The sequence below is a fragment of the Bacillus cereus group sp. MYBK108-1 genome, from assembly GCF_051917185.1.
Lineage (GTDB): Bacteria > Bacillota > Bacilli > Bacillales > Bacillaceae_G > Bacillus_A > Bacillus_A cereus.
Genome location: NZ_JBQAHZ010000001.1, coordinates 237,105 through 256,966, shown reverse-complemented (window position 1 = coordinate 256,966; position 19,862 = coordinate 237,105). Strand labels below are relative to the sequence as shown.

Genomic DNA, 19,862 nt, shown 5'->3' with positions numbered 1-19,862 from the left:
CCTATGGAAAATAATATGAAAGTATCGATGGGATGGATTATTCTTCTAATATTATTTGTTATGTTAAGTAAATACAATTTATATATTGGATTTTCATTGAAGATATATATGATTTTTTTAGTCATATATTTTTGTTTAACAATTAAAGACTTTCATATTCAAAAATTATATTTTCATGAAGTTATATTTTTACTGTTTTATTTCATTTATTGTTTAAGTGGAATTCTTTCTATGTATTTAAATGCTAGTATTCGTATGATTTTTGGCGTGCTACTCGTTTTAGGATGCTATTTTATAATGAGGAATTTATTGGGGAATACTGAAATAGTGGTACTTGAATCATCTATTGCTTATGTAGGAGTAGTATTTAATGTTGTAAGTCTAATACTCTATATAATCGGTTTACAATACTTTAGTTTATACGGTGGAGAAGAGAGAGAAATTTTTGCTGGTTTATTAGTGGATAGAGGATATCCACGGTTAATTGGATTGCTAGATGATCCTAACATCTTTATTTTCTATAATACAATATTTTTTATGTACTATATGACGAATTTACAAAATATCACTAACATTCTAGGGTTAATTTTATGTGTTACGACGAGTTTATTAACTTTTTCAAGGGGTGGTATACTAGCGCTTGTGCTTGTCGTTTTTGTATATATATGTATGTCTAGTTTCGCTAAAAAAATAAAAATAATTATAAGTTTAGTATTGTTTAGTGTAGTTATTTTTAGTTTATCGAATAGTGTAATGGGGGGGCAATTAGATGACATATTAAATAAACGAATTTCTGATTTTTCCCATGATAATGGAAGTGGTAGATTTACATTATGGGAAGCTGCTTTTAAATATTATTTATCCAATCCATATATCGGAATCGGTGCTTTTAACTTTTCGAATTATTATGAGTATCAATTTAATGAAAAATTATATGTACACAATACATTTTTAGAAATCTTGTCTGAATCGGGTACAATTGGTTTTCTTCTATATAGCGCGTTTTTATTCATATTAATGTTCAAGCTAGCGCAGCATACTTTGTTTCGTGAAAAACCATATCTTCTATTGACTATGATTGCATTTATATTTCAGATGATGTCATTGTCACTCATTATTAACGAAGCATTCTTTTTATTTTTAGCAGTTGTTGTGAAGTATATTTCAATATATGAAGGAAGGGGAAAGATAGATGGTAAAATGTCTATCAGCACATAACGAGCCGCCTTATGTTTCTGTAATAACACCTTCTTATAATAGTATACGATTTATAGGTGAGACAATTTTATCTGTACAGAATCAATCGTATGAAAACTGGGAAATGCTTATCGTTGATGACGGTTCAACCGACCAATCTGCCACAAAAATTAAAGATATAATAGAAGGAGACTCCCGTATTAGGTTATTATCATTAAAACAAAATGTTGGTGCTGCTAAAGCTCGGAATTTAGCGATCCAAGAGGCGAGAGGAAGGTACATTGCCTTTTTAGATAGCGATGATATATGGTTGCCGCATAAATTGAAGACACAATTGTTATTTATGGAAGAAATGAATATTGCTTTTTCATATGCGTCGTATAGTTTAATTGATGAAAACGGTAATGAATTAAATCGTGAAGTGAGTGCACCAAAATCTGTTGACTATCATTATTTAGTAGGAAATACAATTATCGGTTGTTTAACAGTGATGATTGATCGTGAAAAAATTCCATATGTCGAAATGCCTAGTATACAGCCGGAAGATACAGCGTTATGGCTGAACTTATTACATGAAGGGTATGAAGCAAAAGGGATACAGCAAGTGTTAGCAAAATATAGAATTGTTACAAATTCTGTTTCTAGAAATAAAATTAGAGCAGCTTTCCGGTATTGGAAATTGTTAAGGGAACAAGAACGACTGAATTCGGTGCAAATTTTTTACTATTTTAGTAAGTATGCTTATCATGCTTATAAAAAAAATAAAATCAATGTAGTTGGGAAGACGCAATTATGAATATACTGTTGATGACAGATAAATTGATAACTGGCGGAGCCGAGAGCTATTTTTGTAAATTGGAAAGTAATTTGCGTTATGAGGATTTTAAGATTTATACAGCTGCAGGTGATGGAGAACTATATGAATCTCTTACTAGAAAAGAAAATTTTATATTACTTAGTCGATGGAATCATTTGAGAAATATTTATTATTTACGAAACGAAATTTGTAAACGAAAGATAGAGCTTATTCATGCAAATAGTTTGCGAATGGTATTATATGCTTTTCTAATTCAAAAGTTTATTAAAAAAAAGATGAAAATTGTTTATACGAAACATAATGTAACGATATTAGAAAAGAAAATGCCAACGCTTTTTCGTTATTTCATGAATAAATATGTGAACAATATTATTACAGTAAGTGAGTTTGAGAAGAATAATTTAATTTCAATTCATGTAGCAGAAGAAAAAATAAATACAATTTATAACGGTGTCGATATTGAAAAGTTTTTATTCCAGCAGAAAAAGAAAGAATCTACATATAAAATAGGGATATTAGCTAGATTATCCAAAGAGAAAAACCATCAACTATTTGTCAAAATTGCAAATGTGTTGAAAAAGAGAAATGATTTTATGTTTTATATTGCTGGTGATGGACCAGAGAAAGAATCGATTATGAAAGAAATAGAAAAATATGGATTACAGCAAAGGGTGAAGATGCTAGGGAATATTTCAGAGCCGCATGAGTTTATAGGGAATATGGATGCTTTACTTTTATTATCTTTTCGTGAAGTGTTTCCAATGGTAGTAATTGAAGCGATGGCTACAGGGACACCAATTGTTTCAATAGATGTTGGTGGAATACATGAAGCGGTAATAGATGGAGAATCAGGTGTTTTAATATCTGAATATTGCGAATCTGAATTCGCAAGTGCACTTGAAGAACTACAAGGGGATGAACAAAGGGTAAATGATATTAGATTGAAAGCACGAGAGAAAGCAGTGAGGTATTTCTCGTTAGCTAAAATGATAGAAGAAACGAAAAATATATATGAGTTAAACAAATGACCGGGTAGGTCGTTTGTTTTTTTTATTATAGAAACTTTTAAGAGAGAACTCACATATTATATGAAAAAAGGTAATATGAGGAGTGAATTTATTTTGTCAGAATATATTTCTTCCCAAGAAGATTGTGCGCCAGAAAGTAGCGTTCACATTGATTGTTTTGGCGCAGTTCCAAACTCGGGAAATGATAGCTCATTAGCAATTCAGCAAGCTATTGATTATTGTGTAGCGAATCGAATTTCGACGGTTAGAATTACAGGGGTAAATACGTACAAAATTGTAAAGCCGATTGTTATTAAATCAAACGTAAGATTAGAGTTAGATCCTACCGTAACGCTGCAAATTGATGGGGATTTTAATGCATTTGAGCTACAAAGTAACGCTTCGATAGTTGGTGGTACTATTCAAGTTATAAATCCGTTGTTTCAATCGGCTGTCATTTATGTTTCTGGTTCACAACAAATCGAAGTACCTAATCAATCTGTTATATCAAATATAAATATAATAAATACAACTCCATCGTATAAAGGAAAAGCTATACATTTTTATTGTCAAAAGGCATGGGATTATATTAGTTTCTTTCAAGTCAAATTTATTCAAATTAAAAACTTTCAAACTGCAATATATTTGAAAACAGAGTATATAGATGATATCAATACACCTTGCTGGATTAATGCCAATGTATTTCAATCAATATTTATTGATGGATGTGTGTATGGGATTGAAGTAGATGGAAATAGTGATTTGCCAAATGAAAGTTCAGGAAATACGTTTCATGATATTCAAGTGCAATGTAGACAACAAACGAAAAAAGCAATTCGTTGCTCAGGTGCGTATAATACATTTGATTGTATGATTTGGGATACGTACCGGATGAGTAGTGAACAAATTGTCATTGAATTTTCTTCTAATTCGCATCGTAACTACCTTTTTTCAAATTTACTTTCTACAACTATTGTAGATAAAGGACAATACAATGTTTGTAAGTCTACCTATGAAGAATCTCTTCGAATTCAGTTACCGATTACGTTAAATAAACCACATTTAATAGGGAATCAAGATGATATTTTAGTAAATGCTCAGCAGAAGTATACGATTAAGCAAGTAAGTGGGAAAGTGCCTTACGGGGGGAATCTCGCAAATTGCTTTAATTTAATAGATGAACAAAGTGTAAACTATATTGACGTTCCAGATAGTAATCCAGTTGTAATTGAACTGGATTTTACGAAAAAACCAATACAAATGTTAAATTGTTTTGGAATGTATTTTGGGTGGGGAGAGAGCCCAAAGAAAATTAAAATTGAATATGCATTAAGCGCAACTGGAAGTTGGGTTATCGCGTTGGATGTTCCATTAAATGTTGGCGATACAATTATATCGAATATGAAGGCGAGTCAGTTATATAAAGTTAGAATTACATTAAGTGGTTATTCTCAAGATCATAAGCGTTTTCGAATTAATCGTATTTTTGCAAGGTCTTCTATGGAAAACGGGAACGCTTGGTTAGCGACAACTGGCGGAAGAATGTTTGGAGATATTGAAATAGAGGCAAGTAAAGGTATAATCATGAAGACTGCTAGTGGAGTGAAATGGAAAGTTACTATTAATGAAGCTGGCCAACTTATTACGACTAAGATAACTTGAGATGTTGTTTAATTGTATATCCTTGGACGAGTTACAACGTAGTGGGATATAGGTAATGAAAAAGAGATTGTAATTTGGTTTCAACCAAACTACAATCTCTTTTTTGTTTCAATTACTTCCACCAAATCCAAGTCCAAAGGTAATTTCGTACATTTCGAGGAGTAATGCGAATGAAGCGTTCACCGTCAAAGAAGCAATTTAAATTTGGAAGTGTTTCATCTGGATTTTCTGGAACAAAAGTGACGATGTTTTCGTTACTTGTAACGGTTACTGTAATTGGTGGGTCGGTAGGCGAGACTTGAAGTTGTAACGAAATATTGGCCGTATTTTTAAATTCATTATTAACAGGTGGACTTATTACTTGTACTGTGAATAATACGATAATTGTTTCGTTTGGTTCCAAATTAGTGGCAACTAGGAAACCGATATTCGGATTCGCTAGTGGAGAGCGTTCACCGTTAATAAAGACAGTGCCGTTTATAAATTGTAAACCTGCTGGAATGGTATCTTGTAAAGAAATATTTGAGAGTGAAATTTTGGAAGTATTTGTAATGCGTACCGTGTAATCAAAATATTGATTTAAATAAGCTGAGCTGACGGAAGCATTTTTCGTGACTGTTACAGTTATAAATTGAATTGGTATACGAACGATATTTGAATTAACAATGAAAGTAATAATTGGATCCTGTGGTGTCAATTGAAAGGCAGCGGTAACTGTTGCAGAATTTATAATTGTACTGTTTGAAGGAATAGAAGTTACGAGAACTTGAAATGTTATAGTTGCTACTGAATCTGCAGGTAAAGAGCCGATATTAATACCAGTGTCTGGACGAACATTTGGAACGGGAGTACCGTTAATTGTTACGCTGTTTTCTATAAATGTTGTACCAGCTGGAATGCTGTCTATAACAGAAGTACTGATTGTCGGAATTGGGGAGTGATTAAATACCGCTAATGTGAATGTAATGATATCTCCTATAACGACAATAGATTTGTCAGTTGTTTTTTCAATACGAACCATTGGATCAATGACTGTCGTTGTAACGGTATTTGTTTGTTTTGTAACTGTATTTATTTGCTTTGTAATCGTAATAGGTGGTTGGATTGGACCGACAATAGGCGTATAGGAAATAGTAGCATCGTTATTGATTGTAGATTGAAGAGTAGAAGAAGAAATTGTCACTTGGAATGTAATAATAACAGATTCATTTGGAGCAAGATTTCCTAACGTAATACCATTTTCCGGATTCGCATTAGGTTGATTGATTCCGTTAATCGTAACACTACCAATAACAAATGTCGTATCTGCTGGTGCTGTGTCTACTAAAAGAAGGTCTTCGATAATGATATTACCATTATTAGTAATCGTGATGGTATACGTTAAAGTTTGACCGGGTAAGGCACTTGTGAAATCAACAGCTTTTATTGCAATGACATTATCATTTTGGACAGTAGTTGTGACGGTGTTTGTTGTAGTCGTATTTGTAACAGGTACGTTATTTGGGTTGACTATATAGTTAAAAGTAGTAATTGCGTTGTTGTTTAGTTCATTTGGTGTTGGAATAGAAGTCACAGTTACTTGGAATGAAACGATAGCATCTTCACCAATAGTTATAGTACCAATTGGTATGCCGCTTACTGGATTCACTCCTGGAAGAGTTTCTCCGTTTACAATGACGCTATTTTCTATAAACGTAGTACCTTGAGGAATAATATCTTGAATGATTACATCATTTACTGCAACATTACCGGTTTGATTTAGTGTAATCGTATACGTTAACGTATCACCAACCGTTGCAAATGCAAGATCAACAGCTTTATTACTATTCAAATTCGCGTGATTAATTTCTGTTGCGGCAGCTGATGAAATAATAGTTTCGGTAATAGGTGGTCGATCTGGTACCGTGTATTCATATTCAATTGTACTCGTGTTAGAGATTGGATTTGTTTGTGGAATCGAAGTAACCCGTACTTGGAATAGAATAGTTGCTGTCGTATTAGGTGGAATGGTATCAATTTGTATACCGTTAAGAGGGTTGTCATTTGGCCGAGCGTTGCCGTTCACGATAACACTATTCTCTATAAAGCTCGTATTTGCCGGGATAATATCTGTAACAATAATGTTTTCGACTTGTATATTTCCGTTATTTATGATGGAAATTGTATAAGGGATGATAGTTTGTAAGTCAGCATATTGGATAGGTGTTGTTTTTGTCGCAATTACATTAGCGGAAATAACTTCAGTGAAGGTAATATTGCTAGTCGATATTTGTTCTTCCACGTTAATTGTATAACGAGAAGTTGATTGATTTTGAACATGACCGCTAGCAGGAAGAGCTACGACGGTAACAGAAAATGTGACTGGGATAGAAATGTTAGGAGCAATCGTTCCTACAAGTATACCTACACTTGGATTGGCGTTAAGCTGAGGAATGTTATTTACTAAAACGCTACCGTCAATAAAGGTTGTTCCATCAGGTATATTGTCTGTAAATACAACAGCAGTGGCATCCGTATTCCCTGTATTCGTTAAAGTTGTTGTATAAGTTAAAATGTCACCAATCGTTACAGAGGTTAAATCAACGGTTTTAAGTGAAACGATATCAGCATCATTAATTTGAACGAAAGTAGTATTGGAAGTAGTAGATTTTTGAATTGGTGCAAAGTCAGGATTGAAAATAAAGTCGTAGGCGATGTTTGCAGTATTAGGTGTTGGATTTACAGTAGGTAAATTCGTAACGGAAACTTGGAATGTTATTGTAGCCATTTGACCTGCTGCGACATTAGGAATGGAAAAGCCGATATTCGGATCTGCTGCAGGAAGTACAGTATTATTAACTATTACACTTCCTGGAATAAATACTGTTCCATCTGCTATAGTATCTGTAAAAAAGATGGAGTTAGTTGTAGCCGATCCATTATTTTGAATGAATACTGTATATTCAATGGTTTCATCAATAGTAGCTAATACAGTATTAGCAGATTTTGTAGCAATAAGAATAGCATCAATAAATTGTATGTTTGTAGCATTGGAAGAGGTCGTTTCTGAAATTGGTGGTGTGCTTGGGTCTGGTCGATACTCATAGTGAATGACGGCGATATTATTAATGTTATTTTGTGGCGGTATAGAAACTACGCTTACTTGGAACGTAACAATAATCGTATTATTTGGAAGAATTATATCAAGATTGATACCGGTAATTGGATTTTCGTTAGGTCTTGGTACGCCATCTACAAGAATGCTATTTGGAACGAATGTGGTGCCAGAAGCAATTGCGTCAAGTAGGAGAGTATTTGTAATAGGTATTGTACCGGCGTTTGTAACTGCGACTGTATATGTGATGATTTGACCGATACGTGTAATGGATCTGTTAGCGGATTTAATTGCGCTAACATTTGCCGTTCGCACTTCAGTATTTACTGCATTTGATAACGATCTACGCTGAATAATTGGAGAACTAGGGTCAATTTGGTATTCGTACGAAGCGTCTGAAATATTAATGACTGTATTGCCCTCTGGTATATTTGTAAGTTGTACTTGGAATGAAATAGTGACTGTTTCATTTGGTTGTATCGTGCCGAGAGTTACTCCGTTTTCAGGATTCACGCCAGGCTGAATTACATTATTTATTGCTAAGCTATCTTCAATGAATATAGTACCTTCTGGAATGTTATCAATGAACACGATATTGTTAGCCGGAACGGTTCCTATATTTTGAAGTGTATTTGTGTAGGTAATCATTTGCCCGATTGATACGAAATTTACATCCGCGCTTTTAACAGAAATAATATTTGCATTTTGAAGTGATGTTGTAACAATGTTAGAATTTGCAGAGCGATTTACTGGTGGGGCTGTAGGAATACTTACATATTGGTAAGTTGCTGAAGATTGATTTACAATTTCAGTTTCATTCGGTGGATTATTTGTTTGCACTTGAAATAGTATCGTTTTGGAACTGTTTGCCGGAATTGTTCCAATCGGTATTCCGTTTTCAGGATTTACACCTGGCTGAAGGACACCATTAATTGTGACACTATCGGGAACGAATGTAGTCCCAGCAGGGATAGAATCTGTAAAATTAATATTTATTGCGTCAACATTACTGATATTTTTCACTTCAGAAATATAAAGTATAGTTCCACCGATATCTACAGTTGTTGGATTGGATGTTTTTGTAATTGTCAATTGTGCTTGCACGAAATTTGTAATAACGATATTACTAGTAGATGTTTCAGTAATAGGCGGTTGCCCTGGGTCTGGTTGGATTGTATATGTTGTATTGGATTGATTTGTAATCGATTCTTGGGAGAATGAATCGTTAATAAGAATTTGGAACGAAATAAGGTGAGTATCGTTTGCTGCTAAAGTAGGTAAAGTAACACCTACATTTGGATTGGCATCAAGTATAGTTGTTCCGTTAAGTGTAAAACTATTTTCTACGAATGTAGTATCTTGGGGGATCGTATCTGAAAATATGAGATTAGTAGCTGGAATATTTCCGGTATTTTCTAGTGTTATTGTGTAAGTCAAAATATCACCTGTTGTTGCTTGCGGTGCATTGACTGCTTTTAAAGAAAGGATAGTCGCATCCGAAATTTGTGTGAAAGCAGGATTAGACGTAATTGTTCGAGAGATGATAGGAGCAGTTGGATCGGCGATAAAAGTATAGTCAATACGGGCTGTATTAGAAATTGGGTTTACGCTTGGAATAGCTTGAACGATAACCTGGAATGCTACAGTGACGATTTCTGACGGTGTGATGGAGTTTAATGGTATTCCTACGTTAGGATCAGCATCTGGAACGGAAACGCTATTAATAGTTACGCTATTCGGAATAAAGGCAGTTCCTTCGGGGACCAAATCTGTTAAAGTAACTGTATTTGCAGTAGTATTTCCGTTATTTTGAACGACTACTGTGTAAGTGATTGTACCGTCAGTAGATTGTACGAGAGAATCTGTACTTTTAATTACGGATAACGATGCATCAACAACAGCTGTATTAACCGTATTAGACGAGGATGTTGCTGTAACAGGAGGTTGACTTGGATCGACAATATACGTGTAACTTGTAAGCGCTTGATTTATAATTGCTCCTTGTGGTGGAATAGAACTTGCAAGAAATTGGAACGTAATAGTAGCGGAATCACTTGGTGCGATAATACCAACGGGAATACCGAGAGTTGGACTTGCATCTGGAAGTGAAATCCCGTTGAGCGTAACACTATTTGGAACAAATAATGCTCCTTCAGGAACTCCGTTAATGAGTAATACAGAGTTTGCAGGGAAGTTTCCAGTATTCGTTAATGTTGCTGTATACGTAATTACATCCCCGATAGACACAATTGAACGATTTGCTTGTAAAACAGTTGTAACAGTCGCGTTATTAATTTGTGTTGAAGCGCTATTAGAATTTATCGTGCCTGTAACAGGAGGAGAGGCCGGATCAACGATGAATGTGTATTGAATAGATGCTACGTTTGTAATCGGATTTGAAGGTGGAGTTGATGTAACTATGACTTGGAAAGTAACGGTTAAGGAACTATCCGAGCTAATTGTTCCGATATTCACTCCGTTATTTGGATTTGCACCTGGAATTGTACTTCCATTTACAGCAAAACTATTTTCAACAAAGGTTGTTCCTGCTGGAACTGGGTCTGAGAAATTTACATTCGTAGCGTTTGTATTGCCGCTATTTTGAATCAAAACTGTATAAGTGATCGTATCTCCAATATTTGCAAAGGCTGTATTAGCAGTTTTTACAGCTGAAAGTATTGCTGTATTAATAGAAGTAACCAAGACATTCGTTTCCACATTGCCAGGTTGAGCCAGTAATGCATTGCCTACGTTATATTGGAAGTTAACAAATCCTAAGTTTTGGAGTTCAGGTGTGAACGTTGTTGGATTACTTACGATTTGTACTTGGAATATGATTGTAACAGTTTGATTTGGATTGATTGTATTTATGCCAACACCGTTAATAATCGAAGCGGATGGTAATGGAGTGCCATCAACAATAACTGATCCTGCAACAAATTGTGTCCACGATGGTAAAGGGTCTGAGAATATAGCGTTGTTAGCAGGAATATTGCCTGTGTTCGTAATAGTCGTTGTATACGTAATCGTATCACCAATCGTTGCAAAAGTTTTATCTCCTATTTTAATAGTATTTAAAATAGCACTTTCAATTTTTGTTGTAACGTTGTTAGAAATAATATTTTTTGAAACTGGGGGATTAGCTGGATTAACGATATGTTGAAAGCTAACGCTAGCTTGATTAGTAATTGGATTTATAGGCGGAATTTCATTGGCGATAATGTTAAATGCTACGATGACAGATTCGTTTGGCGCGATATCACCGATTGGAACGCCTGTAATGATATCTGCATTTGGGATGCTAGTTCCGTTCAGTGTAAAGCTATTCGGTTCAAAGGAAGTTCCGTCTGGAATAAGGTCGGTAAAAATAACATTCGTTGCACTCACATTTCCGCTATTTGTAATTGTAACGGTGTAGGTAATATCCTGCCCGATATCTACCGTAGATACATTTGAATTTTTTTGTGCAGTAAGGATAGCGCTATTAATTTGTGTTGTCGTTGTATTAGATTGATTGGAAGTTGTAATAAGTGGCTGGCTAGGATCAACGACATAATGATATGTGGTAGAAGCAGAGTTAGAAATGGGATTAAGTGTTGGAAGTGTAATAACAGTTGCTTGGAATGTAACGATTGCCGTATTACCACCATTAATGGAACCAATATTTACACCAGTTGATAAATCGGCGTTTGGAATGGTTTGCCCATTAGCTGTGAAACTATTTGGAACGAAACTTAAATTGCTATCAAGAATATCGATAATAGTTACATCAGTTGCGGTCACATTTCCGGTATTAGGAAGGTTAAGTGTAAATGTTATTGTAGTACCAACATCCGCAAAAGTAAGATCTGCTGTTTTGGTACTAATAATAGTTGCGTTGTTTATTTGAAGGAGTGTAGTGTTGGAAGTAGTTGCACTTGAAACGGGAGGATTAACAGAATCAACAGTAAATTCATACGTCGTTGATGCTGTATTTGGTGCTGGGTTACTAGGGGGAATATTGTTTACTGTAACTTGAAAGACGATACTATATATTTCATTTGGTGGAAGTGTTGCAAGTAATACACCTGTATTTGGATCCGCGTTAGGTTGTAAAACGCCATCGACAGTTAATGTGTTAGGAACAAATGTGAGTCCACTTGGTAATGCATCTGTGAATACAATATTAGTTGCATCGGTATTGCCTACATTGGTAATAGAAGTAGTATAAAAAGCAGTTTGCCCGATATCTGCAAAGGATACACTTTCATTTTTCGTCATAGACAATATGGCTTCGTTAATTTGGGTTGAAACAGGATTACTAATTGAAGTTTCTGCATCAGGCGGTGAGACTAATTGATACGATGTTGATGAGAAATTTACAATTGGGTTTTGGGTTGGTAATGATGTTACAGTAACTTGGAACGAAACTGTTACTGTAGTCCCGGCTGTTATTATCCCAATATTCACACCGTTTGATGGGTCCGCCCCACTTTGAAGAACACCATTAATAGAAAATGTGTTTGCAATAAATGTAGTTCCACTTGGCACGGTATCTGTGAATATAACATTTTGTGCGGATGAGTTTCCATTGTTTGTTAAAGCGACAGTATAAGTGAGTGTGTCTCCGATACGACTAAAAGACTTATCGACTTGTTTTAATGAAAGAATGGTAGCTGTATTAATCGTAGTGAACACTGTGTTTGAAGTAACGGTCCTTGAAACAATCGGTGCATTTGGTTCAGCGATAAATGTGTAAGAAGCAGTAGCGGAATTGGCAATAGGATTTTGGGCTGGTGTAGAAGTAACGGTAACTTGAAATGCTATAGATATTGAGCTGTTAGGAGCAATTGATCCAATCGTTATACCGGTATTAGGATTGAGTCCAATTTGTGTGATGTCATCTATTGTAACGCTATCAGTAATAAACGTTGTTCCATCTGGTATAAGGTCAATGAAAGCAATATCTGTAGCGTTTGTATTACCACTATTCGTTAAAATGGTCGTATAGGTAATGGTATCACCTAGCGTTACAAGTGTTTGATCGACGGATTTCACCATCGTAATGATAGCATCTAATACAGGGGTTGTAACGATATTCGTTGAAGTAGAAGTTGTAACAGGAGTTCCGTTTGGATCGACAGTATAAGAATATAAAATGGTATCATTCCCCATAATTGAACTTGAAGGGGGAACAGAAAGAACATTTACTTGGAAAGTAACGGTTACTGTTTCACCAGGAGCGATATTTGGTATGTTTACTCCAAGTGCTGGTTGCACACTAGGCTGCTGAATTCCATTTATTGTGACTGAATTTGGTATAAATGTAGTACTAGCTGGAATGGTGCTCGTAAAAGTTACATTTGTAGCTGGTGTATTTCCTGTATTCGTAATAGTCGTTGTATACGTAATGGTATCACCGATAGAAATAATAGATTTATCAACAGTTTTTGTTGTAGTTAATATTACACTATTAATGGTCGTTGAAACTGTATTTGATATCGTTGTTTGTAACGCAGAAGGTTGACTAGGATCAACTACATGTTCAAATTGTGTGGAACTAAAATTAGAAATAGGATTTATACTTGGAATGTTTGTTACAAGCGCATTTATCGTAATATTAGCCGTACTACCGGGATTTATATTTCCAATTTGAATCCCAGTAGCTGGATTTCCAATTTGCTGTGTACCAGAATCGTTTGTAAGTGATCCGGAAATAAAAGTTGTTCCTTCAGGTAAAACATCCGTGAAAATTATATTTTGTGAAGTAACATTTCCAGGATTACTTAATGTAATTGTATAAGAAAGTGTATCCCCAATCGTAGCGAAAGCTTTATCTACAGATTTAACAAGTGCGATTTCCCCAGAATTTATTTGTGTCGAAACAGGATTGGATGTCGTACTTCTTGAAACGAGTGGTAAATTAGGTCCTGTCATAAATTGATAATCAATGGAAGCTCCATTTACAACCGGTGAGTTTGGCCCCCCAGGTCCAATTGTGAAAATTGGATTTGGAATGCTAACTACTTGCACGCGGAAGGTAACGTTTATAAAATCTCCTGCAATAATATCCCCAATTGGTATTCCATTTGCTGGATTTACTCCAGATAATAAAACCCCGCCTACTCGAACGCTATCTTCTATAAATACTGTATTATTTGGAATCGAATCTGTAAAAAGGATATTCGTAGCAGTTACATTCCCTATATTTTCCAATAAAACAGTATACGTTAAAAATGAATTTCCAGGTGCGATGTCAGAGAATAGTCGATCCACACTTTTCGTTGCTTGAATAATTGCTTCGTTAATTTGAACTAAAGTTGGATTGCTTGTAGCTGTTTCTGTCACCGGCGGCTGGGTAGGATTAACGATGATAGAGTATGTTGTGCTAGATTGGTTCAATGTTGGATTTGTAGCTGGTATTGAACCAACGATAGCTTGAAAGCTAATTGTTGTCGTTCCTCCAACTGGAATTGAATCTAAAGGAACACCATTATCAGGCCTAAATCCAAGTTGTGGGATGGTATTAATTTGTACGCTATCAGGAACGAATGAGAGTTCAGCTGGTAATATATCGATAAAAACAGGTGTGTTTGCAGTAGTATTTCCGCTATTAGTGAGAGTAGTTGTATACGTAATTGTATCTCCAACAGCAGCAAATGCATTGCTAGCAGTTTTTGTGGCGATAACGGAAGCAGAGTTTACTTGTGTAAAAGTTTTATTGGATTGAACGGTTCGTGAAACAGGCGGTTCATTTATATCAACAATAAAGCTATATTGAAGCGATGATTGGTTCGGAATTGGATTAGGGTTTGGAAGAGTTGTAATGTTTACTTGAAAACTAAGTGTAACCGATGCATTTGCATTTAAGTTACCAATATGGATACTGTTTTGTGGATTTGTATTCGGGACCGTTACACCGTTTATTTTAAAACTATTTGGAACAAAGGTAGTACCACTTGGAATTGAATCTGTAAAAATAATGTTGTTCGCAGTAGTATTTCCTGTGTTTGTAACAACTGAGGTGAATGTAATCGTATCTCCTATTGTAGCGAAAGTTGTACTAGCATTTTTATTTATTACTAAAGTAGCGTCAACAATTGGTGTAACTGTCGTGTTTGTAACAGTACTGCCAACAGCTGGTGTTTCAGTTGGATTCACCGCATATTCGTAGTTTACAAGAGCATTATTTGTTAAAGTTCCACTCGGTGGAATGGCGAGGATTTTCACTTGGAATGTAATGAAAGTAATGCCGCCGGGTGAAATATCTTCTAAATGAATACCTAATGAAGGATCTAATCCAGGCTGGGATACGTTATTTATCGTAATGGAATTTGGAATAAAGGATGCACCTGGTCCAAGTCCATCTGTTAAAAGAGTTGCACTAGCAGGGATGTTACCTGTATTTGTCAACGTAATTGTATAGGTGACAATGTCTCCGATTGCAGCTGTTGGCGTATTTACTGATTTTGTAGCGACAATCGTAGCGTTATTAATTTGAGTTGTTATTACGTTACTTAATGCATTGGCGGATGCTGGAGGTAAGTTAGGATCTACGACATACTGGTACGTTGTATTGTTTTGGTTCGGGATTGGATTTGGATTCGGGATAGAATTTACTTGTACTTGGAATGAGATGATTGTATTTGCATTCGGATTTATTGGGTCGATTGCAATTCCGCTTGCTGGATTGACATTAGGCAGTGTATTCCCGTTTACAGTAACACTATTAGGAATAAACGATGTTCCGTTTGGAATTACATCTGTAAATATTACATTTGATGCAAGTGTGTTCCCGTTATTCGTTAAAGTAGTCGTGTACGTAATAATATCATTTACGTTAGCAAACTGTTTATCTGCAGATTTAGTAGCGGCAATTGAGGCGTTATTAATAGTTGTCTGTACAGTGTTAGAAGCAACCATCTGCATCACAGCAGGTTTGGATGGATCATACGTATATTGGAATGTTGTGCTTGATTGATTTGTAATTGGGTTTACAGCAGGGATAGTTGGTACAAAAACTTGGAATGCAACGGTGCGTGATGAATTCGCTCCTATCGTACCAATCGAAATGCCGTTAGCAGGATTTGCATTAGCTATAGGGAAATTATTAATCGTTACAGTATTAGGAATGAAGAGGGTACCCGCTGGAATGATATCTGTAAACGTTACATTAGCAGCAGGGGTATTCCCGTTATTTGTTAAAATGGTTGCATATAGTATGACATCACCGACATCAGCGAAGTTTGTACTCGTTAGTTTTGTAGCAACGATATTAGCAGTATTAATTTGTGTAGTTACTATATTGCTAGCAGCGTTTCTAACAAGAGCAGGTAAATTTGGATCAGCGATAAAGCTATATTGCAGTGAAGCGCTGTTTTGAATTGGGTTTGGTGAAGGTAGCCCATTTGCACTTATTTGAAAAACAATCGTTGTAAAACCACCTGAAGGAATGGAGCCTACTTGAAGACCGGTACTAGGGTCTGCACCTAGTTGTAAAGCACCACCTATAAAAATACTATTTGGTACGATAGTGGTGCCATTTGGGATTATATCAGTAACAATAACATTATTTGCTGTAGTATTGCCAAGATTAGCTAAAGAAATTGTATATGTGATTGGTTGCCGGACATCGGCGATAGTCAAATCTACTTCTTTGACAATCACTACATTTGCTAAATTAATTTGTGTACTTACGGTATTACTTACAGATGTTTCTATAGTTGGTGGATCGTCCGGATTTAAAGTAAAGCTATATTGTGTACTAGATGAATTTATTGTTGGATTTTGAGCTGGTAAAGAGGTGATAGTTACTTGGTAAGAAACAGTAATTTCACCGTTAGCAGGAATGGAAGGCAATGGAACACCAATGTTCGGATCTGCGTTATTTTGGAGTACACCATTAATAAGGAAAGTGTTTGGGATAAAGGTAGTGCCATCTGGATTTGTATCTACGAAAGTTGGGTTATCAGCAGTAACGCTTCCTGCATTTGTTAAAAGAATGGTATAAGTTAATACATCCCCAACAGTAGCGAACGCTCGATCCACTGTTTTTGCTGAAATGACATTTGCGTCATTTACTTGAGTAAATGTAGTGGTTGAAGTTGTGTTCTTACTTATAGGGGGAGCGTTTGGATCAACGATAAAGTTATAAGAAATAGAAGCGCTATTTGAAATAGGATTTGGGTTTGGAATGCTAGTTATTACTACTTGGAATGAAGCTGTAATCGTAGTATTAGCATTAATGCTACCAATATTAATGCTAGCTGGTGTTGCGCCCGGCTGAGTAACGCCGTTAACTATAACACTGTTCGATACAAAGGAAGTACCGTTTGCTATTGAATCGAATAGTAATACATTGTTCGCCGTAACATTTCCATTGTTTGTAAGAGCGAAGGTATAAGTTAATACATCGCCAACTTCTGCGAACGTTTTATCTACAGATTTAGTAGCTTGAAGGTTTGCTAGTCTAATTGTTGATGTAACAGAATTAGAATTTGCTGTTTTTGAAGTTGGTGGCAAATTTGGATTTACAGTATATAGATAAGAGGCGAAAGCATTATTAATGATAGGATTTTGGGTCGTAATATTGATGACTGTTACTTGGAAAGAAAGGGTAACAGTAGCCCCACCAGGAATTGTGCCGATAGGTAAAGCAACGAGAGAATCTACATTTTGTAAAACTCCGTTTAGTGTTACAGAACCAGGAGTCAATATCGTTCCGTTTGGAAGTGGATCTGTTAGTTGCACGTTAGTAGCAGCTGTATTTCCACTGTTTGTAATAAGAATTGTATAACTGATTGTTTCGCCAATTGTAGCAAATTGTTTATTTGTTGATTTTGTTAATGTTACATTCGCATTGTTAATTTGAGTGGAAACGAGATTAGAAGAAATGTTTTTGGTAACGGGTGATTGACTAGGGTTGACGGTATATTGATAAGAAGCGCTTGAACTATTAGATACGATATTTGACGCGGGTATTGTATTTACAACTACTTGAAATGCAACATTTTTTGTTGTACCAGTTGGAATAGATCCTATATTCACACCAGTAGCGGGATTTGCTCCAACTTGTGTCGTGCCATCTATTGTTAAACTGTTGAGAACAAAAGTTGTACCAGTAGGAATGATATCTGTAAAAATAACATTGTTCGCATTTGTATTACCTGTACCTGTAAAGGAAACGGTGTACGTTAGTGTATCACCAATATCTGCGAAATTTTTATCTACTGCTTTTGCCATTGTTACAGTGGCGTTATTCACTTGAGTGGAGACAATATTCGTCGTATCAGTCCCGCTTACTGCAGGTTGATTAGGTACAGGAATGTATTGATATGTTGTTGTTCCACTATTTAATATTGGGTTTGTTTGAGGGATAGAAGGAACGAGCACTTGGAATGAAATAGTAGTAATGGAATTTGCGGCAATTGAACCAATTGGTATACCATTAGCGGGATTTGCGCCAGCTTGAGTAACTCCGTTCACAGTTACACTTCCTGGAATGAAAGTAGTCCCGCTAGGAATCGGATCCGTATATATCACATTCGTTGCAACGATATTTCCTATATTAGCTAAGGCAATACTGTATGTTAACGTTTCACCAATATCTGTAAAAAGTTTGTTAACTGATTTTGTGCCATTAATATCTGCAAGGTTAACTTGTGTTCCAGCAGAGTTGCTTGTTGCAAGACCGTTAAAGGTTGTTCCTCCGGCAATTGGTGTATATTGAAATGTAATATTAGCAGTGTTAGAGATAGGATTTTGACTTGGAAGAGAAACGACGGTAGCTTGGAAAGTTACTGTACGAGAAGCACCATTATTAATGGTTCCGAGAGATATACCAGCGGCCGGATTTGCGTTCGTTTGTGGGACATTATCTATTGTTACAGTGCCAGGTATAAAGGAAGTACCGTTAGGGAGGATGTCTGTAAAAATAACGTTATTGGCAGGAAGAAGTCCGGTGTTAGGGATAGTAACTGTATAAGTGAGAACGTCTCCAATTGCCGCAACACTTTTATTTACGCTTTTCGTTGCTTGAATATTAGGTGAATTTATGTTGATTTGTAAACCGACTGTATTCAACATATAAGCGTCTCCGTTAGTCGTTAAACGGATTGCGGCGGACACTTGAGAATTTGTTAAATAAGGAGAAATATCAATGGAAGTAATGTCCCAGCCCTGTCTTCCAGCGGAGATGTTTGTGCCTGTAGAAGCACTTTGATTTCGCGTTCCAAATGTTCCAGTTGTATCTAAATTTCCAGCAGCATTGTTAACTTGAGAACCGAAGAAATTATTTCCAGCATTATTTGGCCCAGATAAAGCATTTAATGAACTGAAATTTGGTCCAAATAATGCTTGATCCCCTGTTATATCTGCATCTCCTTCAATAGAACTTAAAAATAATCGTCCACTTACAGGTCCTCCTGAAGGTGTTAAAAATCCAGAAACAGCTACATCTGCACTACCAGTATCAGCAGAAACACGGTTACCAGCTACATAAATGGTTAAGTTTCTTGCTGGCAATGTCCCGTTTTGATAAGCGACGATAAGTGTCCATCCAGCCGAATTAATTGTTCCATTAGAAGCATCTATAGGATCTACAAGTCCAGGAACCGCTCCTGTAGTATAGGAACCAGCACCTCCCGCTTGAATAAGAGTTGTTACGTCTGCTGAACGAGTGTAAAAGCCAAATGTAATAGAGTTTGAAACGAAAGTTTGATTTGAAGCCGTAACAGCTGAAGGAGTAATCGAGTATGTTGAAATAGGTGTTGTAAAAGAAACTGGGTTTCCTAATACACTCGTAATGTTTTGATCACGAGATAAATAGTTTCCACCCCAAACGAGTTCTGCGTAAAGAATAGCACTACCAGCAGGGATATTTAAAATAGCGGTAGAACTATTTTGTGTATAGTTTAATGTTGTACCAGCAGGAAAAGTAGTTACTTGTAAAGCAGTATTCGTAGTTGCGAATGCACCAATTGCCCCGATTGTACCAGCACGGTTTTGATTGCTGATTTTACTTAAGCCTAAAGTATTACCTGTAATAGCGAGTGCGCCGTTAGTGGTGGTAGAAAATCGATTCGTAATGGGCATGTTGTCACCTCAT

The 19,862-nt window shown here is 35.9% G+C and carries 5 protein-coding genes; 4 read left to right on the top strand and 1 reads right to left on the bottom strand.

The window, feature by feature from the left end; all coding sequences use genetic code 11:
* The first annotated feature begins 3 nt into the window (after positions 1-3).
* The 4 genes from ACTFSL_RS01245 (at position 4) to ACTFSL_RS01230 (ending at position 4,683) form a co-directional block, all read left to right on the top strand.
* A complete protein-coding gene (locus tag ACTFSL_RS01245; protein WP_000429874.1) occupies positions 4-1,218 on the top strand; it encodes an O-antigen ligase family protein in 1,215 nt (404 codons plus the stop codon).
* Complete coding sequence (locus ACTFSL_RS01240) at positions 1,193-1,993, top strand: glycosyltransferase family 2 protein (protein WP_000237682.1); 801 nt, start codon at positions 1,193-1,195, stop codon at positions 1,991-1,993. Before ACTFSL_RS01245 ends, ACTFSL_RS01240 begins: the two co-directional genes overlap by 26 nt.
* Complete coding sequence (locus ACTFSL_RS01235) at positions 1,990-3,042, top strand: glycosyltransferase family 4 protein (protein WP_088338372.1); 1,053 nt, start codon at positions 1,990-1,992, stop codon at positions 3,040-3,042. Before ACTFSL_RS01240 ends, ACTFSL_RS01235 begins: the two co-directional genes overlap by 4 nt.
* A 93-nt stretch (positions 3,043-3,135) precedes the next feature.
* Positions 3,136-4,683, top strand: coding sequence for a hypothetical protein (locus ACTFSL_RS01230; protein WP_000006056.1), 1,548 nt, complete (start codon positions 3,136-3,138; stop codon positions 4,681-4,683).
* 112 nt (positions 4,684-4,795) lie between these two features.
* Here ACTFSL_RS01230 and ACTFSL_RS01225 read toward each other — a convergent pair whose 3' ends face one another.
* Positions 4,796-19,849 carry a DUF7507 domain-containing protein gene (locus ACTFSL_RS01225; RefSeq protein ID WP_440041095.1) on the bottom strand — a complete coding sequence of 5,018 codons (15,054 nt, stop codon included), beginning with the start codon at positions 19,847-19,849 and terminating at the stop codon, positions 4,796-4,798.
* Between the last annotated feature and the right edge of the window lie 13 nt (positions 19,850-19,862).

What these genes read in the sequence shown, in the direction of transcription:
- ACTFSL_RS01225 (WP_440041095.1), bottom strand. Translation starts at nt 19,849, where the DNA reads ATGCCCATTACGAATCGATTTTCTACCACCACTAACGGCGCACTCGCT.
- ACTFSL_RS01245 (WP_000429874.1), top strand. Translation starts at nt 4, where the DNA reads ATGGAAAATAATATGAAAGTATCGATGGGATGGATTATTCTTCTAATA.
- ACTFSL_RS01240 (WP_000237682.1), top strand. Translation starts at nt 1,193, where the DNA reads ATGGTAAAATGTCTATCAGCACATAACGAGCCGCCTTATGTTTCTGTA.
- ACTFSL_RS01235 (WP_088338372.1), top strand. Translation starts at nt 1,990, where the DNA reads ATGAATATACTGTTGATGACAGATAAATTGATAACTGGCGGAGCCGAG.